Genomic DNA, 16,324 nt, shown 5'->3' with positions numbered 1-16,324 from the left:
TCAAGATGAGATATCCCATTCGAAAGAAGTAAGACCCCTTGAAGACGACGAGGTAGATAGGGCAGAGGTGGAAGTGCAGCAATGTATGGAGCTGACTGCTACTAATCGGTCGAGGGCTTGACCTAATAGTGGAGAAAGCGGATTATAGAAGTATCCAAAACTTCACTGAACGGCAGTTGGAAAGTTTCGTTTTATATATGTAGTTTTGAAGGTATATATCTTCAGTATGGCCCAGTGGCTCAGTTGGTTAGAGCGCCGCCCTGTCACGGCGGAGGTCGAGAGTTCGAGTCTCTTCTGGGTCGTTTACTTTCGATTGAAAGTAAATGAAAATTTATGGGATCTTAGCTCAGCTGGGAGAGCATCTGCCTTACAAGCAGAGGGTCACAGGTTCGAGCCCTGTAGGTCCCATTTATTTTAAAAGTTCATATGGGCGATTTCCCGAGTGGCCAAAGGGGACAGACTGTAAATCTGCTGGCAACGCCTTCGGTGGTTCGAATCCACCATCGCCCATTATATGCCGATGTGGCTCAATTGGCAGAGCAGCTGATTTGTAATCAGCAGGTTATCGGTTCGAGTCCGATCATCGGCTTAACGATAAGATTTAGTAATAAGTTTTATTGTATAATATTATATCGCGGGGTGGAGCAGTCTGGAAGCTCGTCGGGCTCATAACCCGAAGGTCATAGGTTCAAATCCTGTCCCCGCTACTCATGCCCAGATAGCTCAGTTGGTAGAGCAGAGGACTGAAAATCCTCGTGTCGCTGGTTCGATTCCGGCTCTGGGCATTTAATATGGAGCATTAGCTCAGTCGGTAGAGCACTTGACTTTTAATCAAGTTGTCCGGGGTTCGAATCCCCGATGCTTCACTATTGAAAAAAGGTTTAAATTCTTATTTTAAGAATTTAAACCTTTTTTGTTGTTTATTTTAAAAAAATTTAGTAGAATTAACTTAAAAAGTAGGAGGTAAATGCTATGAGAAACAAAAGTGTAAGGGGATTTGCAGCAGCCTTTTTTCTGATAACTAGTGTTGTTGTAAGTAATATGGAAGTACAGGCAGCTCAATGGAATGTAAATAATTCTGGTTGGTGGTATCAAGAGGATGATGGAAGTTATCCAGCTAATACATGGAAATCAATTGGTGGAAAATGGTATTATTTTGATGGAAATGGCTATATGTTGACTGGGTGGAGAGAAATTGATGGAAAATGGTATTATCTTAATTCGGATGGAGCAATGGCAAGTAATACCTGGGTAGGAAATTATTATTTGACTGGAAACGGAGCAATGGCCACGAACACCTGGATTGGAGATTATTATGTAGGGGCAGATGGTCAATGGAGAACAGCTCAGTGGATGAAGACAAAACAAGGATGGTGGTATTGCCATGAAGATGGAAGTTATACAACAAATAACTGGGAGTATATAAAAGGAAAATGGTATTATTTTGATAAAAATGGCTATATGTTGACTGGGTGGAGAGAAATTGGTGGAAAATGGTATTATCTTAATTCGGACGGAGCGATGGCAAGTAATACCTGGGTAGGTGATTATTATTTAACTGGAAGCGGAGCAATGGCCACGAACACCTGGATCGGTAATTATTACGTAGGTCCGGATGGAAAATGGGTGAAAGACATTTCTATAGTTTATGAGATGGAAGTTGCTAATATTGTAAATAAGGAGCGTGCTGCCAATGGTTTAGAGCCATTAGAATATGATTATGAGCTTGCTGAGGCAGCCGGTGTTCGTGCAAAAGAGTTAGAGCAGAATTTGTCACATACACGTCCGGATGGAACATCATGCTTTACTGTTTTACAGGAGTTTGGTATTGAATATTGGATGTGTGGGGAAAATATTGCTGCGGGACAAAAATCACCTGAGCAGGTTATGACTGGATGGATGAACAGTCCGGGTCATCGTCAGAATATTATGGGTCCATATACACATATAGGTGTAGGATATTATGTAGATAAGAATGGAAGAACAAATTGGGTACAGTTGTTTATCGGAAAATAATATAAGCTGTAAGAATTGTTTTGCTATTAGAAATAAAAAAGAACCAGAATCAATGAGGGGGGAAGGTTGATTCTGGTTTCTTTTTTAATATTTTTAAATATTAAAAAGAAGGAGAGCCGGTTTTCTATTCCGGCAATATGAAAAAGAAAAAGATTTTTGAAAAAGTCTTATCGGCTTTTACAAGTTATACTATAAAGGGTAAATGTGATGAATTTGTGATGAAATGATAAAAGAAATGTGAAGAAAAGAAAAAAACGGAAAATAGGATTTTATTACTTTACAGGGAATGAATTTCATGCAAGCGGAGCGTTTTCATTGTATAGGACGCAAGTTCTTGTACAATAAAAAAGCAAGAGCAGAAATCTGAGGGGGGATAGATTTCTGCTCTTGTTCATTTCATAAAAAAGAAGGAGTTACTGGCAATAGCTTTGCCAGTAATATGAAAAGAAAAAGATTTTGAAAAAAGTCTTATTGGCTTTTACAAGATATACTATACTATGTAAATAAGGATAATTTATGACGAAATACTAAAAGAAAAATGAAAAAGAGGAAATTTCATTTATTCTTTTTTTATAAATACTTTTGAATTTCTTATCTTTCTGATTTATAGAAAGGATCGGCAGGATATCCTCCAGCGGATTTCTGCATTCCTCTTTGTATAGCATCTTTGGAGTTTTTCCAGTCAGCATCTTTATTTTTATAATCGAATTTATCACAGAACCACTCTAAATCATCAGTAACGCGTTGTAGGTTTTCTGTCATTAAAGAAAATAATTGCTGATAAAATTCTGATTTTTCTTTATGGGATAGGAGTTCTTCGGCTGTTTCTACTAAATCACCAAAGTGAGGGAGGCAGAACCCTTTACTGTTTTTGAAAAGTTCCTGAAATTCTTTGTTTTTACGATAAAGTTCAAAAAAGGTATCTAAATATCTGGCATAAGTGTTTTTGGAATAATCACAGACATAGCAGGAGTTATTCTGTTCTTTTATCCATGTACCCAGAGAGGTTTGAGGATTGTCAGGATTTAGTTTGGCTTTTTTGAAATGTCCCAGCATGGATGCTTTTTTTGGAGAGAACATTTTTATCTGTTGTTTTAATTCTTCATTTTTCTTTTTAAAGTGAGTTGTGAGGATAAGTCCGGTGCCAAGACGATTTCCGTAGTGAAACATTTTTTTATAATGGTCCCGGCAAAATCCCATTTTATCTGTTTCTGCCCTTATATCATCTTCCATGTAGGAAGCACCTTGTCCTAGAACAAAGTCCAGGGCATGTTGTTCCAGGTTTCTCTCGATAAAGCAGAATGGGCATTCATCATTTGCATGAAATGCGTCCATTAATGGAATGGTGTATATTTTTTCTTTCATAATGCGTCCTCTATTCTTTAAGATGTCAGGGCAAAAAGATGCCTGCTGGATTGTTTCGTGCTTTTATTCCCACAATCCTACAAAAAGAGTATCACAGTTGGAAGCACTTGAAAAGGGAATTTTACAGAGAAAAATTAGTATTTGCAGGTTCTTTCAGAGTTTGGTAAGATAGTAAAGTAATGACAGAATTTGAGGGAAAAAGACATGAAAAAAAAGATTGATTTATTAGAAGGACCAATTGCAGGAACGCTTGCTCGCCTGGCTTTTCCTATCATGGGAACTTCCTTTATTCAGATGGGATATAATCTGGTTGACATGATATGGATTGGAAGACTGGGAAGCAACGCAGTGGCAGCGGTTGGAGCAGCCGGTATGTTCATGTGGCTGGCAAACGGATTTACAATGATACCCAGAATTGGCGGACAGGTAAGTGTAGGGCAGCGTTTGGGGGCAGGAAATCCCGAAGAAGGAGCAGAGTTCGCCAGAGGAGCTTTGCGTATGGGAGCATTTTTAGGTGTTCTGTATGGAATTATTAGTTTGCTGTTAAACAGGCAGTTAATTGGATTTTTTAATTTGAACAGTCCGGATGTTATATGGGATGCCAGAGTTTATTTGATGATTACTTGCGGACTGATTGTATTTTCCTTTTTAGATCAGGTTATCGGAGGAATTCTGGCAGCTATGGGGAATACAGTGACCACCTTTCGTGTTACTACGGTAGGGTTGGTGATTAACTTAATTTTAGACCCACTTTTGATTTTTGGTATCGGACCATTAAAAGGAATGGGAGTTGCAGGAGCAGCTTTTGCAACAGTATTTGCACAGATTATAGTATTTGTCCTTTATTTAAAGGCAGTATGGAAAGAACCAATTATTTTTGGACGAATTCATCTGTTTGTAAGGACACCGAAGGAGCATATAAGGGAAATTGTGAAAATAGGTCTTCCTTCTGCTATGCAGGATGCATTGATGTCCATGATTTCTATGGTAATTGCACGTTTTATTGCAGGCTGGGGAGATGCAGCAGTAGCAGTTCAGAAAGTAGGAAGTCAGATAGAGTCTATTTCCTGGATGATGGCAGGCGGTTTTTCCACAGCAGTGAATGCTTTTATTGCACAGAATTACGGAGCCGGCAAAAAGAAGCGTATTAAGAAGGGATATCGAAAAGCCATTGAAATTATGGCGGTGTGGGGTGTAATTACTACATTGCTTCTGTGGGTATTTCCGGAATTCTTCTTCAAAATATTTATTAAAGAACCGGATGTTATTCCTATGGGTGTAGATTATTTAAGAATTATAGGGATTTCAGAGATTTTTATGTGTCTGGAGGGAGCTGCCACCGGAGCTTTCCAGGGAATGGGAAAGACTGTACAGCCATCTGTTACAGGGATTTTATTCAATGCGCTTAGAATTCCGGCTGCCATGTTTTTATCTGCTACGGGATTGGGATTAAACGGTGTCTGGTGGGCATTAAGCTTATCCTGTATATTCAAAGGAACCATATTGCCATTATGGTTTAAGTTGGTATTAAATAAATATGAGAAACAGGAAATAAGGGAGGAATTGAAATGACACAGCAACATATTGTATTGATTGTTTTGGCAGCAGTCATTATTTTAGCAGGAATTTTTCTTGCTGTGAAAGGGAAGCCATCTATGATAAGGGAACGTTTTTCCAGTGGAGTTTCACCTGAAAATGAAAGAAAGTTTATGATGACAATTGGCGGAGCAGTCTGTGCTATTGGTCTGGATTTGCTGGTTTTACAGCTTTTATCCTTGCGTATAGTACTGAGTTCCGAGCAGACACTTTTAGTGCTTGGAGCAGGACTTGTGGTGTTTGTGGCAATTATCCTTATTGGACAGAAATATTACAGAAGATAAGGAGATCAGAGCTATGTTAAACTGTTTTTGTGTTGGCATGGGAGGCTTTATAGGGGCGTCAGCACGATATTTGCTGAGTCTTATCCCCATACAGGGGAAATCAGGGTTTCCATGGACTACCCTTTTCATCAATGCGGCGGGAGCTTTTCTCATTGGTTGTATCTCTGCATTTGCGGCAAAAAGAGGAATAGGAAGCAGCTCTCTGATTTTATTTTTAAAGACGGGAGTATGTGGGGGATTTACTACTTTTTCCACATTTGCGTTGGAAAGCTATGTGTTAATAGAAAATGGGAAAGGCGTTCTTTCAGCAGTTTATATGGCTGCAAGTGTGTTGATATGTCTAGGGGCAGTGATGCTGGCACAGAAAATAATTTAAAATATTTTTATAAAGGAGAGGATAGAGATGAGCAGAGAATATCATATTGAGACAAAATGTATCCAGTCCGGTTGGAAACCGAAGAAGGGTGAACCGAGGATGATGCCTATTTATCAGAGTACAACTTTTAAGTATGACACAACAGAAGAAATGGGCAGATTGTTTGATTTAAAGGACAACGGATATTTTTATACAAGATGCCAAAATCCTACCAATGATTTAGTTGCAGCTAAAATTGCAGATTTGGAAGGCGGAGTTGCTGCAGTGCTCACTTCCTCAGGTCAGTCCGCAATTTTTTATTCTATTTTTAATATTTGTGAAGCAGGAGATCATGTAATCTGTGCTTCTGCTATTTATGGCGGAACCTTAAATGTGTTAGGTGTAACAGCAAAAAAAATGGGAATTGAATGTACTTTTGTAGATGTAGATGCGCCGGCAGAGGAATTGGAAAAAGCATTTAAACCAAATACAAAGGCAGTCATTGCAGAAACTATTGCAAATCCATCTTTAGTTGTATTAGACATTGAGAAAATGGCAAATCTGGCACACAGCCATGGTGTTCCTCTCGTAGTGGATAATACTTTTGCTACACCGGTAAACTGCCAGCCGTTTAAATGGGGTGCTGATATTGTAGTGCATTCCACAACAAAGTATATGGATGGACATGCAGCGCAGGTAGGCGGCGCTATTGTAGACAGCGGAAATTTTGATTGGGAAGCTCACGCTGATAAATTCCCGGGACTGACAACTCCTGACGAGTCTTATCATGGAGTGGTTTATACAAAACAGTTTGGAAAAGCTGCTTATATTACAAAAATCAATGCACAGCTTATGCGCGATTTAGGTTCTGTACCTTCTCCTATGAACTCCTTCATCTTAAATTTAGGATTGGAGTCATTAGTTTTAAGAGTGGAAAGACACTGCTACAATGCACAGAAAGTTGCAGAGTATTTAGATGCACATCCACTGGTTGGAAAGGTAAATTATCCGGGACTTACACAGGACAAATATCATGATTTGGCACAGAAATATATGCCAAATGGAACTTGCGGAGTTATTTCCTTTGAATTAAAGAAGGGCAGAGAAGCGGCTGTGAAATTTATGGATAGCTTGAAGCTGGCTTCTATTGTTACTCATGTGGCAGATGCTAAGACAAGTGTATTGCATCCTGCAAGTCATACACACAGACAGTTAAATGATGAACAGCTGGTTGCAGCAGGAGTTTCACCTGGCATGATTCGTTTTTCAGTAGGAATTGAGCATATTGACGATATTATCGCAGACCTTTCACAGGCATTGGAGGCTAGTGAAAAATAAGTATGAAATCTTATCAGATTACAGAGTGGAGTCATGAGCTGTTTAAGCTGCAGGTAAATCCAGAGGGATTGTACATTGATGCAACTATGGGGAATGGACATGACACGTTATTTTTATGTGAATTGGCAGGAGAAAGTGGAAAAGTTCTGGCTTTCGATGTGCAGGAAAAGGCGATTATGTGTACAACAAAGCTTTTAAAAGAGCATAATGTGGAAAACAGGGCAAAACTTTATCTGGACAGCCACGAAAACATGGATGAATACGCAGAGGCAGGAACCGTAGACGGGATTTATTTTAATTTCGGATATTTGCCGGGAGGCGACCACAATCTGGCAACAAAGGCGGATACCAGCGTAAAAGCCATTGAAAAAGGTCTTGAACTACTGAAAAAAGGCGGTGTTATGGCACTTTGCATTTACAGCGGAGGAGATACGGGATTTGAGGAGAAAAATCGAATTTTAGAGTATTTAAAGAAGTTGAACAGTCGAAAGTATGTTGTGATTGTCAATAGCTATTATAACAGGGAAAATAATCCTCCCATTCCTGCTTTTATTGTGAAAAAGGGATAGAATAGCAGAGAGTAACATATACTACAAGTAAGAAATGTCGGTTTTATATTTTTATGAAAAAAGAAAAAGGCTCAGGCGTGTTACTTGCAGTGTTGTTTTTGATACTACCCTATCTTTTGACAGTAATTATTTCAGGAAGAAAGGCATGTCCTTTAAGCAGGCAGCCGGATTTAGAAGAATATATACCGATTTTGGCAGCAGCTCATATTGACTGGGAATGTGAGAAAGAAGCAATTAAAGCGCAGACGGTGATTGAGAGAACCAATTTATCTTTAAAAAATAAATCAGAAGAAGCCATAAAGGATATTCAGGAAGCGGCTGATTATTTAAAGAAAAAAAACATGAGTGGGGAAGAATTGAAACAATTTCGTATGTTTCAGGAAGCATCTGCCTGTACAAAGGGAGAAGTTCTTGTGTTTCAAAATGAAAAAAGAGAATTGCCCTATCATCCTCTCAGTCAGGGAAAAACCAGAAGCGGAGAAGAAATTTTGGGCGAAAAGTTTGCTTACATACCCTCAGTGGAAACACCAAAAGATATAGACAGTCCTCTGTATATAGAGGGCTGTTATTTTTCTTTAAAGGAATTAGAGGAGAAAATTAAAAAGAGTTATCCTGCCTTTTCTATAACAGCAGAGACAGAAATCGAAATAACAAGAACAGACAGCGCTGGGTATGTCATGGAAATTCAGATTGGAAATCAGGTGTTTCAGGGAGAGAGAATAAAAGAACTGCTTAATTTACCTTCCTCTTGCTTTAGTGTACAAAGCAGTCAGGGTGAAGTACGGTTTTTATGTAAAGGTATTGGTCATGGAATGGGAATGAGTCAGTATACTGCTCACAATCTGGCATTGGAAGGAAAAAGTTATGAGCAGATATTGGGATATTTCTTTCCTGATATGGAAATACAGAAAGAAAAATGAAAGATGTATAACTTCTGCTTTTCTGGTAATCCTATATTTGAAAACAAGAAAGGGGCGGATGAGCCCACTAAGGCAGAGGTGAAAAATATGAGTAAAAAAGGAAAAATTCGTGTAGCACTGGGAAGCTTACTGGCACTTACTCTGGTAGTTACCTGTGTGGCTGTTTACCAGTCCGGGAGTAAGAGCAGAGCAAATGAGAAAGAATTTGTTAAGGAGAACGAGGAAGATATTGTTGACCAGGCAATAAAAACAGAGGAGCGAGAAGAGACAGAAGAAGAAACACAGGATGTAAATACTACAGAAGTAGAGGGTACAAGAGAAGTGGAAGACAGTACACAGGAGAGCACAGAAGAGCCTGCTCCTGAAACGGCGGCACCGGAAACAACACAGGAACAGGCGCCCGCACCGGAGACAGAAAATACATCTGCACAGGCAGCAGCAGCACCGGAAATTAACTTTACAGAGAGTTCCTTAATGGAATGGCCGGTAAATGGACAGGTTATTTTGGACTATAATATGGATAATACAATCTATTTTCCAACTTTAAATGTGTATAAACTCAATCCTGCAATCGCTATTTCTTCAGAAGTAGGTTCTCCTGTGGCAGCAGTTGCCAACGGAAAAATTGTGTCTGTGGTAAATAACGAAGAAACAGGACAGACTGTTACGGTAGATATGGGAAATGGCTATCAGGCAGTTTACGGACAGTTAAAAGATGTACCATTTCAGGCTGAGGAATATGTTTCTGCCGGAAGTGTGTTAGGTTATATCAGTGAACCTACAAAATATTACACAAAGGAAGGGGCAAATCTGTACTTTGCTTTATCAAAGGACGGAGTTCCATTAGATCCGATGCAGTATCTTCCTTAAAAGAAGAGCATTCACAAATTCTGGCTGGGAGAGTATAATAAACTATGCGGAAAGAAAATCCGCAGCCGATTTTATCTTACAGTCAGTATCTTGTTTGGGTGAAATACTTTTTAATCGGCGGCTTGATATATAGAACGTCATGTCTTTGGGCAAGACGTTCCTTACATAGATTTACAGGAGAAAAAGATGAATTATACGTATATGGTAAAGTGCAGCGACGGCAGTTTGTATACTGGATGGACAAACAATCTGGAAAAGAGGATTGCCAGTCATAATGCTGGGAAAGGTGCAAAATATACAAAGAGCAGATGTCCGGTAGAGCTGGTTTATTTTGAAGAGTTTGAGACGAAGACGGAAGCTATGCGCAGGGAGTATGAGATTAAACAGTTGAAAAGAGAAGGAAAATTAGAGCTGGTTAAAAAATTTTTGTGATATCATAACTTTGAACCGCCACATGACAGGGCTAATTGTCCGGTATCGATGTGGCGGAAATTTTTTTCGTTGTACTAGTCTGTGATTTGTTTTTTTAGATAATGTCCTACAATGTTTGCAAAGTTGGAAATATCGTGAATGTAGGCAAAATCCTTTCCGAAGATTTTCTTTTCTGCCTGAAGGTCTTCTTCCTCACCGGCAAATACACCTAAAACAGAGATTTTACGATTTCGCAGCCTGCGGACTTCGGTGGCAGTATCTTTTACTGCAAAGTCCAGACAGTAGGGCTGTTTTTCTGCTTTTTGACGGGAGTTTGCGGCAATAATATCATTTGGATTTCCATCGCTTAATACGATCAGGATTTTATTTTCCTGCGGCTGTTTATCAAGGCTGTCGGCAGCAGCTCTGATGGCAAGTCCATCTCGATTGTTGGCTGAACCGTAAAATTCGAAGATATTTTCATCAGCATCAGAATTATCAAGGTAATCCCGATATTCATTTAAGATAGTGTAAGAACCAAAAGTGCAAAATCCCGTTACACGATGGGGAATTTCTGCAAGACTTAGAGCACGGCTTATAATAAATCCCTGAAGCGCTACAAGACTTTGGCGTCTTTGCTGTGAGCCGCTGGCATCAATGAGAACTTCTACGGCAAAATCGGAATTATCCTGTAAAAGCTCCCGTTTGAATAGCATGGAATTGTCTGTTCGACCTAAATTCCAGAGCTTTTCCGGACAGATTGTGCCGTATTCACTGGTACACAGTTCCCGTTCCGTTCTGGTGAGTAAAGCTCTTTTTAACAGATTGGAAAGGGATAGAATATTTTGTCGTGTGAGAAGAAAATTCTTTTTATAAATGTGAAGGTTTTCTTCCTTTATTCTCTTTACATAATCTGTTTTGGCATTGTTTTCTGTCTGATTGTGAAGAACACCTTTTGTGATATGAAGCCTGCAGTCTTCGTGTATGCCCGTACACATCTGTTTTTGTAAACGTGATTTTTCATTAGGTGGAAGAATACTTTTGCCATAATTTAATTCAATATACTTTTCCAGATGTTCGGAGGACTGCTTATCAAGAGAAAGAAGTCTGGCAGTTGATTTATCCTGTTTTCCGTTATCCTGAGCATCTACATGACCGCTGAATATGTTGACAGTATCTTCTTCAGAGATAAGGTTATCCTGTTCCTTGGTTTCTTCAGAGTCTTCAGTGCCGGATTGCAGACCATTGGTGTCTCTGCTAATCCCTTTGAAATATTCTGCAAATCCTTTTTCGTAAGCTGTATGATAGACTTCATCAATACATTTACACACATCTTTTATAGAGTTTGTATGAGAAAGTGCGGCAATTTTTAAAAGCAGAGGCTGTAGCCTGGGGTTTCTTATTTTTTGGTAAAGCTGAAATTCTAAATAGCAATATTCCAGATAATCCCAGTCCGTATGAGAAAAACGAAAGGCATCTTTTTTTAGAGTTTCACGAAAAGCTTTCCTCCGGATGTTTTCAATTCCCTTTCGCTCTGCACAGACCTTTTGGCAGACTGCGCTGTCTATACAGAGTTTGGAAATCAGGAAAAGAACGGAAGGTTCTGCTCCATATTGTATTTTCTTTTGCATGTAGGTTTCAAAAACCTCTGCGTCAAAATATTTTTGAAAAGCTCCCTGTAAAATCATATTGTAAAAAGCAATTTCAGGAGATTTCTGAAGGTCTGCGGGATTGATTTTTACATCACAGTTGTAATCTTCACTGACTGTCCACAGGAGATTTTGCAGTCTGTTTTCCATCATGTTTTCTTTCATTAAAACACATCACCGCTTTTCCATGTATCAGGGATACGAGTCATAACAATGTCGCTGATAAGTTCACGTTCAAAAATATCAAAAGATTTATTTATGATACCCATTTCTATAGCTTCTATGGGTGTTAAACCACCGTGAATAAGGCGAATTGCGCCGATAAGTCCGCGCATATCCACAGCCTTTGTAGAAATTTCTCCGTTTTTTGCTTTTAGCTGTAAGTCCAGAAACAGTCCGCAGAATTGTTCCAAAGCATCTGCTTTGATATGAGGAAAAACATTACTCAGAATTTGCTCCAGACGTTCCATAGTAAGAGGGGGCATATTGATTACCATAAAACGGGAGACAAGGGCTTCATTTAATTCTTTTGTTCCCGCATAGCCGTAATTCATAGTACCGATAAAACGTGTGGCAGGATGAAGGGCAATTTTTTCATAACCAGGTACGTCCATAATCCTGCGGTAATCCAAAACAGCGTGGAGAACAGCTACCGCATCATTTTTGGCCATATTGATTTCATCCAGAATACCAAAACCACCGGAAACAGCACATTGATAAATAGGTCCCTGTCTTAAAGTAACTTCATTATTTTTAAAAGTATCTGTCCCGATGAGGCTGCTGCTGTCTGTATTTACATGAAAAGAGATGTTATAAGTGGGGCGGCCGAAAATCCATGCCAGATTTTCAGCCAATATATTTTTTCCTGTTGCTTTATCTCCGCACAGGAGCAGATTTTCCCCTTCTAACAGGGCAGTAACTGCCTGTGTAAGTATTTTTGTTCCATAAAAAGGCATGGATGGTTCGGTAAGTCTTGCCTTTAGTGAGTCGGGCAGTGGATATTGGCTTTTGAAAGTGTCAATACGTGACTGCAAAGCTTCGTTGAAATCCATAAAAACCCCTTTCTGCAGATATTAGATTACCTGCTGAATTTCATAGTTATCGTTTACAATGACAATATCTGCATATTTACCTGGGGTAAGAGAACCTACTTTGTCGTATACACCAATACTCTTAGCTGGGTTTCTGGTTGCTGCAAAAATAGCAATAGCTTCAGGAATACCAAATTCCATAGCTTTTTTCATACAGTCGAAAAGATTAGTAGCAGAACCTGCAATTGTACCGTCAGAAAGAGCTGCAAAGCAGTCTGTCATAGTAACTTCCTGTCCGCCCAGTTCGTATTTACCATTTGGCATACCAGTTGCCATCATGGAGTCGCTGATAAGGACAACACGTTCATCACCGAACATCTTAAATGTGGTGCGGATTGTGGCAGGATGAATGTGGAAACCATCGCAAATCAGTTCTACCATACAGTCCGGAGTATCACAGGCTGCGCCTACAACGCCCGGGTCTCTGTGAGCAAATGGAGGCATAGCATTGTATAAATGAGTTACGTGCCTTGCACCCATATCCATGGCTTTCTTTGCACAGTCATAATTTGCAGTAGTATGACCAATGGAAATAACAACCTCATCTTTCACTTCCTGAATAAAGTCAAATGCTTTGTCCACATTTGGAGCTAATGTTACCAGTTTAATCTGATTTCCGGAAGCTTCGTTACATTTTCTGAAGAAGGATGCATCAGGAACGGAAATGTATTCTCCTGCCTGTGCGCCTTTCTTTTTAATATCAATCAATGGACCTTCCATATTGACACCGATAATGTGAGCAAGCTCTTTTGATGGTTTTACTTTTGTTGCAGTAGCGAAAATATTCATAAGCTGTTCTTTGGCAAGTGTCATGGAAGTGGGGCAGTAGGAAGTAATGCCGTGTTCTTTTTCATATTGTAAGATAACCTTTAAGCCTTCAGGATCTGCATCACAGAAATCATGACCTTTTGCGCCGTGGCTGTGAACATCTACAAGTCCCGGAATGACTTTTAATCCAGAAGCATCGATGACAGTTTTGTCTGTTACTTCTGTTTCGGAAGCTGCAATTCTGTCGTTTTCTACATATAAATCCTGCTGCAGGAAGGTGCCGTCTTCCTGAAATACAAAACCATTTTTAATAATCATAGTGAATTCTCCCTTTTGTTTATTATATTTTCATTATAAGGAGATGTAAGGGTGAAATCAACCTTTATCAAAAGGATTATTTTTCTGTTGTTTCCCTTCGTATCAGGCAAGGTGTAACAATTTTGTGAATTGGTTCTTCTAATGGAACTGGTTTTCTTTTCTTCCGTTCATTCATCTGCTCTACCAGAAGGCTTACCGCTTCCAGTGCAATTTTTTCAATATGCTGTCCTACGGTACTGATAGGGATTGCGGCTTCTGTGGAGATAGGAGAATTATCAAACCCTACAAGATAGTAGTCTTCAGGTAATTTTCCATATCTTTGTATCAGAAGATTTAAAAATACATTGGCATGGGTATCACTGGAAATAAAAATTCCTTTCTTTTCATTAGGGTAATCTTTTTCTATTTTATCTAAGACTTCACTTAAACTTTCTTTCATCATCTGATAGCTGTTTCCCAGATTTTTATAAATGATTTCATGTTTCAGATTTTTCTCCCTGCAAATATCTAAAAATCCTTGAATACGGCCGTAAGCAGGAATATCCGGAGCGGTGGGGGAATTAATATGTATGAAGATATCGCAATTATGGCTGGCAAGAAGGCAGGTAGCCTGTACACCACCCATGTAATTGTCTGTGTTTACGCTGCATACATATTTATCCTCGCGCTCAATGGTAACAATCGGAATATGTAAATCTGCAAGCTCTTTGGACGGAATGGTAAAGCTCATAATAATTAGACCTTCAATTTTATATGCAAGAAGCTCCTGAATATATTGACGTTCTGTTTCAGCATGTTCATTTCCGATAAAGACAAGGAATTTATAACCGAATTGCTCGTAGGTGAGCAAAATCTGGTTTAGCATTTCAGAATAATAGTGATTGTGCAAATTTGGTATAACGATACCAATAAATTCTGTTTTACCATTTGCCAGAATGCGGGCAACTTTGTTTTCTTTATAATTTAGTTCTACCAGTGCTTTTGAAATGATTTCCTGATTTTCTAAGGTCAGGGAGTCAGGATCATTAAAATATCTGGAAATCGTTGTTTTTGAAAAATTAGTATATTTTGCAATGTCGTTAAATGTTACATTTTTTTTCTTTGTCATAATAGCCTCTTTTATTAAAAAAATTATTCACCTGTTTTATTATGTAGTAGTATATCAAAAGTTTTTTTTAGGAACAAGGAATAATCGGTTAAGTAACCGGTTTTGTGAAATGTTTCTAAAAGCAAAACAGTAAAATCGTATAGTTTTTACAAAGTTTACCTAACAGTGCTGAAAATAAAGGTTTTTCGTTGACGGAATGCTGGTTGTGTGCTAGTATGAAATCATAAAGTAACCGGTTACTTTACTGGTTATACAATGGGCGAAGAAAGAAGCAGGAGGAAAAATCCATGAAAAAGAAATTTATGATAAAGTGTATCGCATCGACACTTGCAGGGGTACTTTTGACAGGAACACTTACAGGATGTACTTTTGGGTTTGCCAGTGATCCGGATGATCCCAATGAAACGGAAAAAGAAGTTCCTATTGATACTTCTACAGACAGTTTTTCTTATAATTCGGATTTAAAGGGAACAGAAATTACACTGTTAAATTCGAAAGCAGAAATTCAGACAGCGTTGGAAAAAATGGCAAAAATATATGAGGAAAAATCAGGTGTACATATTGAGGTTATGCCGGTTACAGACGGGGACTCACCGTATACGAAAGTGGTAAGCATGTACAATTCCGGTACACCGCCAACAATGGCTATTTTGGATACAACAGATGTTATTGCACTGGCAGAAGAGAAAGCACTGGATTTATCAAATGAAGCGTGGATTAGTGAAGCTGAGGAATATGTGACCAAAATTAACGATAAAGTTTATAGTTTTCCGTTATGTATTGAAGGAAGAGGGCTTATTTATAATCAGAAAGTGATTGAAGAAGCTTTAGAAGAGGAGTTCAATCCTGATGAAATTACTACTTTGGAGGAATTTACAGAGCTTTTAGATGCACTGGTAGAAGCTGGGATTGAACGTCCTGTTTCTCTGGCAAAGGAGGACTGGTCTTTAGGCGCACATCAACTTCAATATATTTATGAAACAAATGATGGAACATCACCGGGAGCACAGGAAGTCATTGAAGAGATAAAAGCAGGACAGTTAGAGTTAGAAAATTATTCTCGTTTAGATGAATTTCTGGATATGTTTGATGTTTTAAAGAAATATAACGTTGCCAAGGGTGATCCACTGGGAGCTGACTATGATGAAATGGCGATTGATTTGGCAGATGGCAAGACAGCATTTTGGTTTAACGGAAACTGGGCATGGCCAAATCTTGCAGAAGCAGGAGCAGAAGAAGATGATGAATATGGTTTTCTTCCATTTTTCATGAATAATGATACAGAGGATTTTGTAAATACAAAAATTCAGGCATCACCATCAAAACAGGTTATGATTGACGGACAGATTGCTGATGAAAAACAGCAGACAGCAGCAAAGGAATTTTTGAATTGGATTGTATATAGTGAAATTGGGCAGCAGATGATTGTGAAAACATGCAGTCTTATTCCTCCTTTTGGAAATAATCCTTATGAACCAATGGATCCGCTGAGCAGAGATATTTATAAGAAAATGCATGAAGATAAAGCATTTAATGCTTCTGCGATTGTTCCAAACGATCACTGGGCAGTATTGGGAGCTGCTATGCAGAAATATCTTGCAGGCAGAAGTGACAGGGAGGAACTGACACAATCTATTGAAACTTATTGGTCTGAACAAAAATAAGA

Annotated in this window: 15 protein-coding genes, 7 tRNA genes and 1 rRNA gene; 18 read left to right on the top strand and 5 right to left on the bottom strand. The window is 38.8% G+C overall.

Annotation, left to right across the window (positions count from 1 at the left end; genetic code table 11):
• The 9 genes from BQ7352_RS14220 to BQ7352_RS14180 all read left to right on the top strand — a co-directional run.
• Positions 1-125: ribosomal RNA gene (locus tag BQ7352_RS14220) — 23S ribosomal RNA — on the top strand; the annotation flags it as partial.
• Between the two features lie 103 nt (positions 126-228).
• A tRNA-Asp gene (locus BQ7352_RS14215) sits at positions 229-302 on the top strand.
• A gap of 33 nt (positions 303-335) precedes the next feature.
• Positions 336-408 (top strand) — tRNA-Val (locus tag BQ7352_RS14210).
• A 20-nt stretch (positions 409-428) separates the two neighbouring features.
• Positions 429-510, top strand: a tRNA-Tyr gene (locus BQ7352_RS14205).
• Positions 511-516: 6 nt separating this feature from the next.
• Positions 517-589 (top strand) — tRNA-Thr (locus BQ7352_RS14200).
• A 44-nt stretch (positions 590-633) separates the two neighbouring features.
• Positions 634-707: transfer RNA gene (locus tag BQ7352_RS14195), tRNA-Met, on the top strand.
• Positions 708-712: 5 nt separating this feature from the next.
• Positions 713-785, top strand: a tRNA-Phe gene (locus BQ7352_RS14190).
• 8 nt (positions 786-793) lie between these two features.
• Positions 794-866, top strand: a tRNA-Lys gene (locus tag BQ7352_RS14185).
• A gap of 106 nt (positions 867-972) precedes the next feature.
• Positions 973-2,016 (top strand): CAP domain-containing protein, encoded by a 1,044-nt coding sequence (locus BQ7352_RS14180; protein ID WP_072449811.1) that lies wholly within the window; start codon positions 973-975, stop codon positions 2,014-2,016.
• Positions 2,017-2,607: 591 nt separating this feature from the next.
• Here the strand turns inward: BQ7352_RS14180 and BQ7352_RS14175 are convergent.
• Positions 2,608-3,381 (bottom strand): DUF6062 family protein, encoded by a 774-nt coding sequence (locus BQ7352_RS14175; RefSeq protein WP_072449810.1) that lies wholly within the window; start codon positions 3,379-3,381, stop codon positions 2,608-2,610.
• A gap of 204 nt (positions 3,382-3,585) precedes the next feature.
• Between BQ7352_RS14175 and BQ7352_RS14170 the strand changes: the two genes are divergently transcribed.
• The 8 genes from BQ7352_RS14170 to BQ7352_RS14135 all read left to right on the top strand — a co-directional run bounded on the left by BQ7352_RS14170 (position 3,586) and on the right by BQ7352_RS14135 (position 9,745).
• The gene (locus tag BQ7352_RS14170) at positions 3,586-4,953 is read left to right on the top strand and encodes an MATE family efflux transporter (protein ID WP_072449809.1); all 1,368 of its coding nucleotides are present in this window, start codon (positions 3,586-3,588) and stop codon (positions 4,951-4,953) included.
• Positions 4,950-5,261 (top strand): hypothetical protein, encoded by a 312-nt coding sequence (locus BQ7352_RS14165; RefSeq protein ID WP_072449808.1) that lies wholly within the window; start codon positions 4,950-4,952, stop codon positions 5,259-5,261. Before BQ7352_RS14170 ends, BQ7352_RS14165 begins: the two co-directional genes overlap by 4 nt.
• Before the next feature lie 13 nt (positions 5,262-5,274).
• Entirely contained in the window at positions 5,275-5,637 is a 363-nt protein-coding gene (locus tag BQ7352_RS14160; RefSeq protein WP_072449807.1) for a fluoride efflux transporter FluC, read from the top strand.
• Positions 5,638-5,664: 27 nt separating this feature from the next.
• The gene (locus BQ7352_RS14155; protein WP_072449806.1) at positions 5,665-6,954 is read left to right on the top strand and encodes an O-acetylhomoserine aminocarboxypropyltransferase/cysteine synthase family protein; all 1,290 of its coding nucleotides are present in this window, start codon (positions 5,665-5,667) and stop codon (positions 6,952-6,954) included.
• Positions 6,955-6,956: 2 nt separating this feature from the next.
• Positions 6,957-7,523: a tRNA 5-(aminomethyl)-2-thiouridylate-methyltransferase MnmM gene (locus tag BQ7352_RS14150; protein ID WP_072449805.1), complete on the top strand. Its 567-nt coding sequence runs from the start codon at positions 6,957-6,959 to the stop codon at positions 7,521-7,523.
• A gap of 53 nt (positions 7,524-7,576) precedes the next feature.
• Entirely contained in the window at positions 7,577-8,443 is an 867-nt protein-coding gene (locus BQ7352_RS14145; protein ID WP_072449804.1) for a SpoIID/LytB domain-containing protein, read from the top strand.
• An 87-nt stretch (positions 8,444-8,530) separates the two neighbouring features.
• Positions 8,531-9,313 (top strand): M23 family metallopeptidase, encoded by a 783-nt coding sequence (locus tag BQ7352_RS14140; RefSeq protein ID WP_072449877.1) that lies wholly within the window; start codon positions 8,531-8,533, stop codon positions 9,311-9,313.
• Positions 9,314-9,499: 186 nt separating this feature from the next.
• Entirely contained in the window at positions 9,500-9,745 is a 246-nt protein-coding gene (locus BQ7352_RS14135; protein ID WP_072449803.1) for a GIY-YIG nuclease family protein, read from the top strand.
• A 74-nt stretch (positions 9,746-9,819) separates the two neighbouring features.
• On the opposite strand, the gene BQ7352_RS14130 is transcribed toward BQ7352_RS14135, so the two are convergent.
• The 4 genes from BQ7352_RS14130 to BQ7352_RS14115 form a co-directional block, all read right to left on the bottom strand.
• Positions 9,820-11,538 (bottom strand): vWA domain-containing protein, encoded by a 1,719-nt coding sequence (locus tag BQ7352_RS14130; protein ID WP_072449802.1) that lies wholly within the window; start codon positions 11,536-11,538, stop codon positions 9,820-9,822.
• Positions 11,538-12,425, bottom strand: coding sequence for an AAA family ATPase (locus BQ7352_RS14125; RefSeq protein WP_072449801.1), 888 nt, complete (start codon positions 12,423-12,425; stop codon positions 11,538-11,540). The genes BQ7352_RS14130 and BQ7352_RS14125 overlap by 1 nt, the downstream gene beginning before the upstream one ends.
• Positions 12,426-12,446: 21 nt before the next feature.
• Positions 12,447-13,550, bottom strand: a complete 1,104-nt coding sequence (gene nagA / locus BQ7352_RS14120; RefSeq protein ID WP_072449800.1) for an N-acetylglucosamine-6-phosphate deacetylase — start codon at positions 13,548-13,550, stop codon at positions 12,447-12,449.
• Between the two features lie 76 nt (positions 13,551-13,626).
• Entirely contained in the window at positions 13,627-14,658 is a 1,032-nt protein-coding gene (locus tag BQ7352_RS14115) for a LacI family DNA-binding transcriptional regulator (RefSeq protein ID WP_072449799.1), read from the bottom strand.
• 287 nt (positions 14,659-14,945) lie between these two features.
• On the opposite strand from BQ7352_RS14115, the gene BQ7352_RS14110 reads away from it, so the two are divergent.
• Positions 14,946-16,322 carry an ABC transporter substrate-binding protein gene (locus BQ7352_RS14110; protein ID WP_072449798.1) on the top strand — a complete coding sequence of 459 codons (1,377 nt, stop codon included), beginning with the start codon at positions 14,946-14,948 and terminating at the stop codon, positions 16,320-16,322.
• The last annotated feature ends 2 nt before the right edge of the window (positions 16,323-16,324 follow it).

This window comes from Blautia sp. Marseille-P3201T (assembly GCF_900120295.1).
Taxonomy (GTDB): Bacteria; Bacillota; Clostridia; order Lachnospirales; family Lachnospiraceae; genus Blautia.
The sequence above is the reverse complement of the archived record's forward strand: the minus strand, read 5'-3'. Positions and strand labels throughout refer to the sequence as shown.

What these genes read in the sequence shown, in the direction of transcription:
- BQ7352_RS14180 (WP_072449811.1), top strand. Translation starts at nt 973, where the DNA reads ATGAGAAACAAAAGTGTAAGGGGATTTGCAGCAGCCTTTTTTCTGATA.
- BQ7352_RS14175 (WP_072449810.1), bottom strand. Translation starts at nt 3,381, where the DNA reads ATGAAAGAAAAAATATACACCATTCCATTAATGGACGCATTTCATGCA.
- BQ7352_RS14170 (WP_072449809.1), top strand. Translation starts at nt 3,586, where the DNA reads ATGAAAAAAAAGATTGATTTATTAGAAGGACCAATTGCAGGAACGCTT.
- BQ7352_RS14165 (WP_072449808.1), top strand. Translation starts at nt 4,950, where the DNA reads ATGACACAGCAACATATTGTATTGATTGTTTTGGCAGCAGTCATTATT.
- BQ7352_RS14160 (WP_072449807.1), top strand. Translation starts at nt 5,275, where the DNA reads ATGTTAAACTGTTTTTGTGTTGGCATGGGAGGCTTTATAGGGGCGTCA.
- BQ7352_RS14155 (WP_072449806.1), top strand. Translation starts at nt 5,665, where the DNA reads ATGAGCAGAGAATATCATATTGAGACAAAATGTATCCAGTCCGGTTGG.
- BQ7352_RS14150 (WP_072449805.1), top strand. Translation starts at nt 6,957, where the DNA reads ATGAAATCTTATCAGATTACAGAGTGGAGTCATGAGCTGTTTAAGCTG.
- BQ7352_RS14145 (WP_072449804.1), top strand. Translation starts at nt 7,577, where the DNA reads ATGAAAAAAGAAAAAGGCTCAGGCGTGTTACTTGCAGTGTTGTTTTTG.
- BQ7352_RS14140 (WP_072449877.1), top strand. Translation starts at nt 8,531, where the DNA reads ATGAGTAAAAAAGGAAAAATTCGTGTAGCACTGGGAAGCTTACTGGCA.
- BQ7352_RS14135 (WP_072449803.1), top strand. Translation starts at nt 9,500, where the DNA reads ATGAATTATACGTATATGGTAAAGTGCAGCGACGGCAGTTTGTATACT.
- BQ7352_RS14130 (WP_072449802.1), bottom strand. Translation starts at nt 11,538, where the DNA reads ATGAAAGAAAACATGATGGAAAACAGACTGCAAAATCTCCTGTGGACA.
- BQ7352_RS14125 (WP_072449801.1), bottom strand. Translation starts at nt 12,425, where the DNA reads ATGGATTTCAACGAAGCTTTGCAGTCACGTATTGACACTTTCAAAAGC.
- nagA (WP_072449800.1), bottom strand. Translation starts at nt 13,550, where the DNA reads ATGATTATTAAAAATGGTTTTGTATTTCAGGAAGACGGCACCTTCCTG.
- BQ7352_RS14115 (WP_072449799.1), bottom strand. Translation starts at nt 14,658, where the DNA reads ATGACAAAGAAAAAAAATGTAACATTTAACGACATTGCAAAATATACT.
- BQ7352_RS14110 (WP_072449798.1), top strand. Translation starts at nt 14,946, where the DNA reads ATGAAAAAGAAATTTATGATAAAGTGTATCGCATCGACACTTGCAGGG.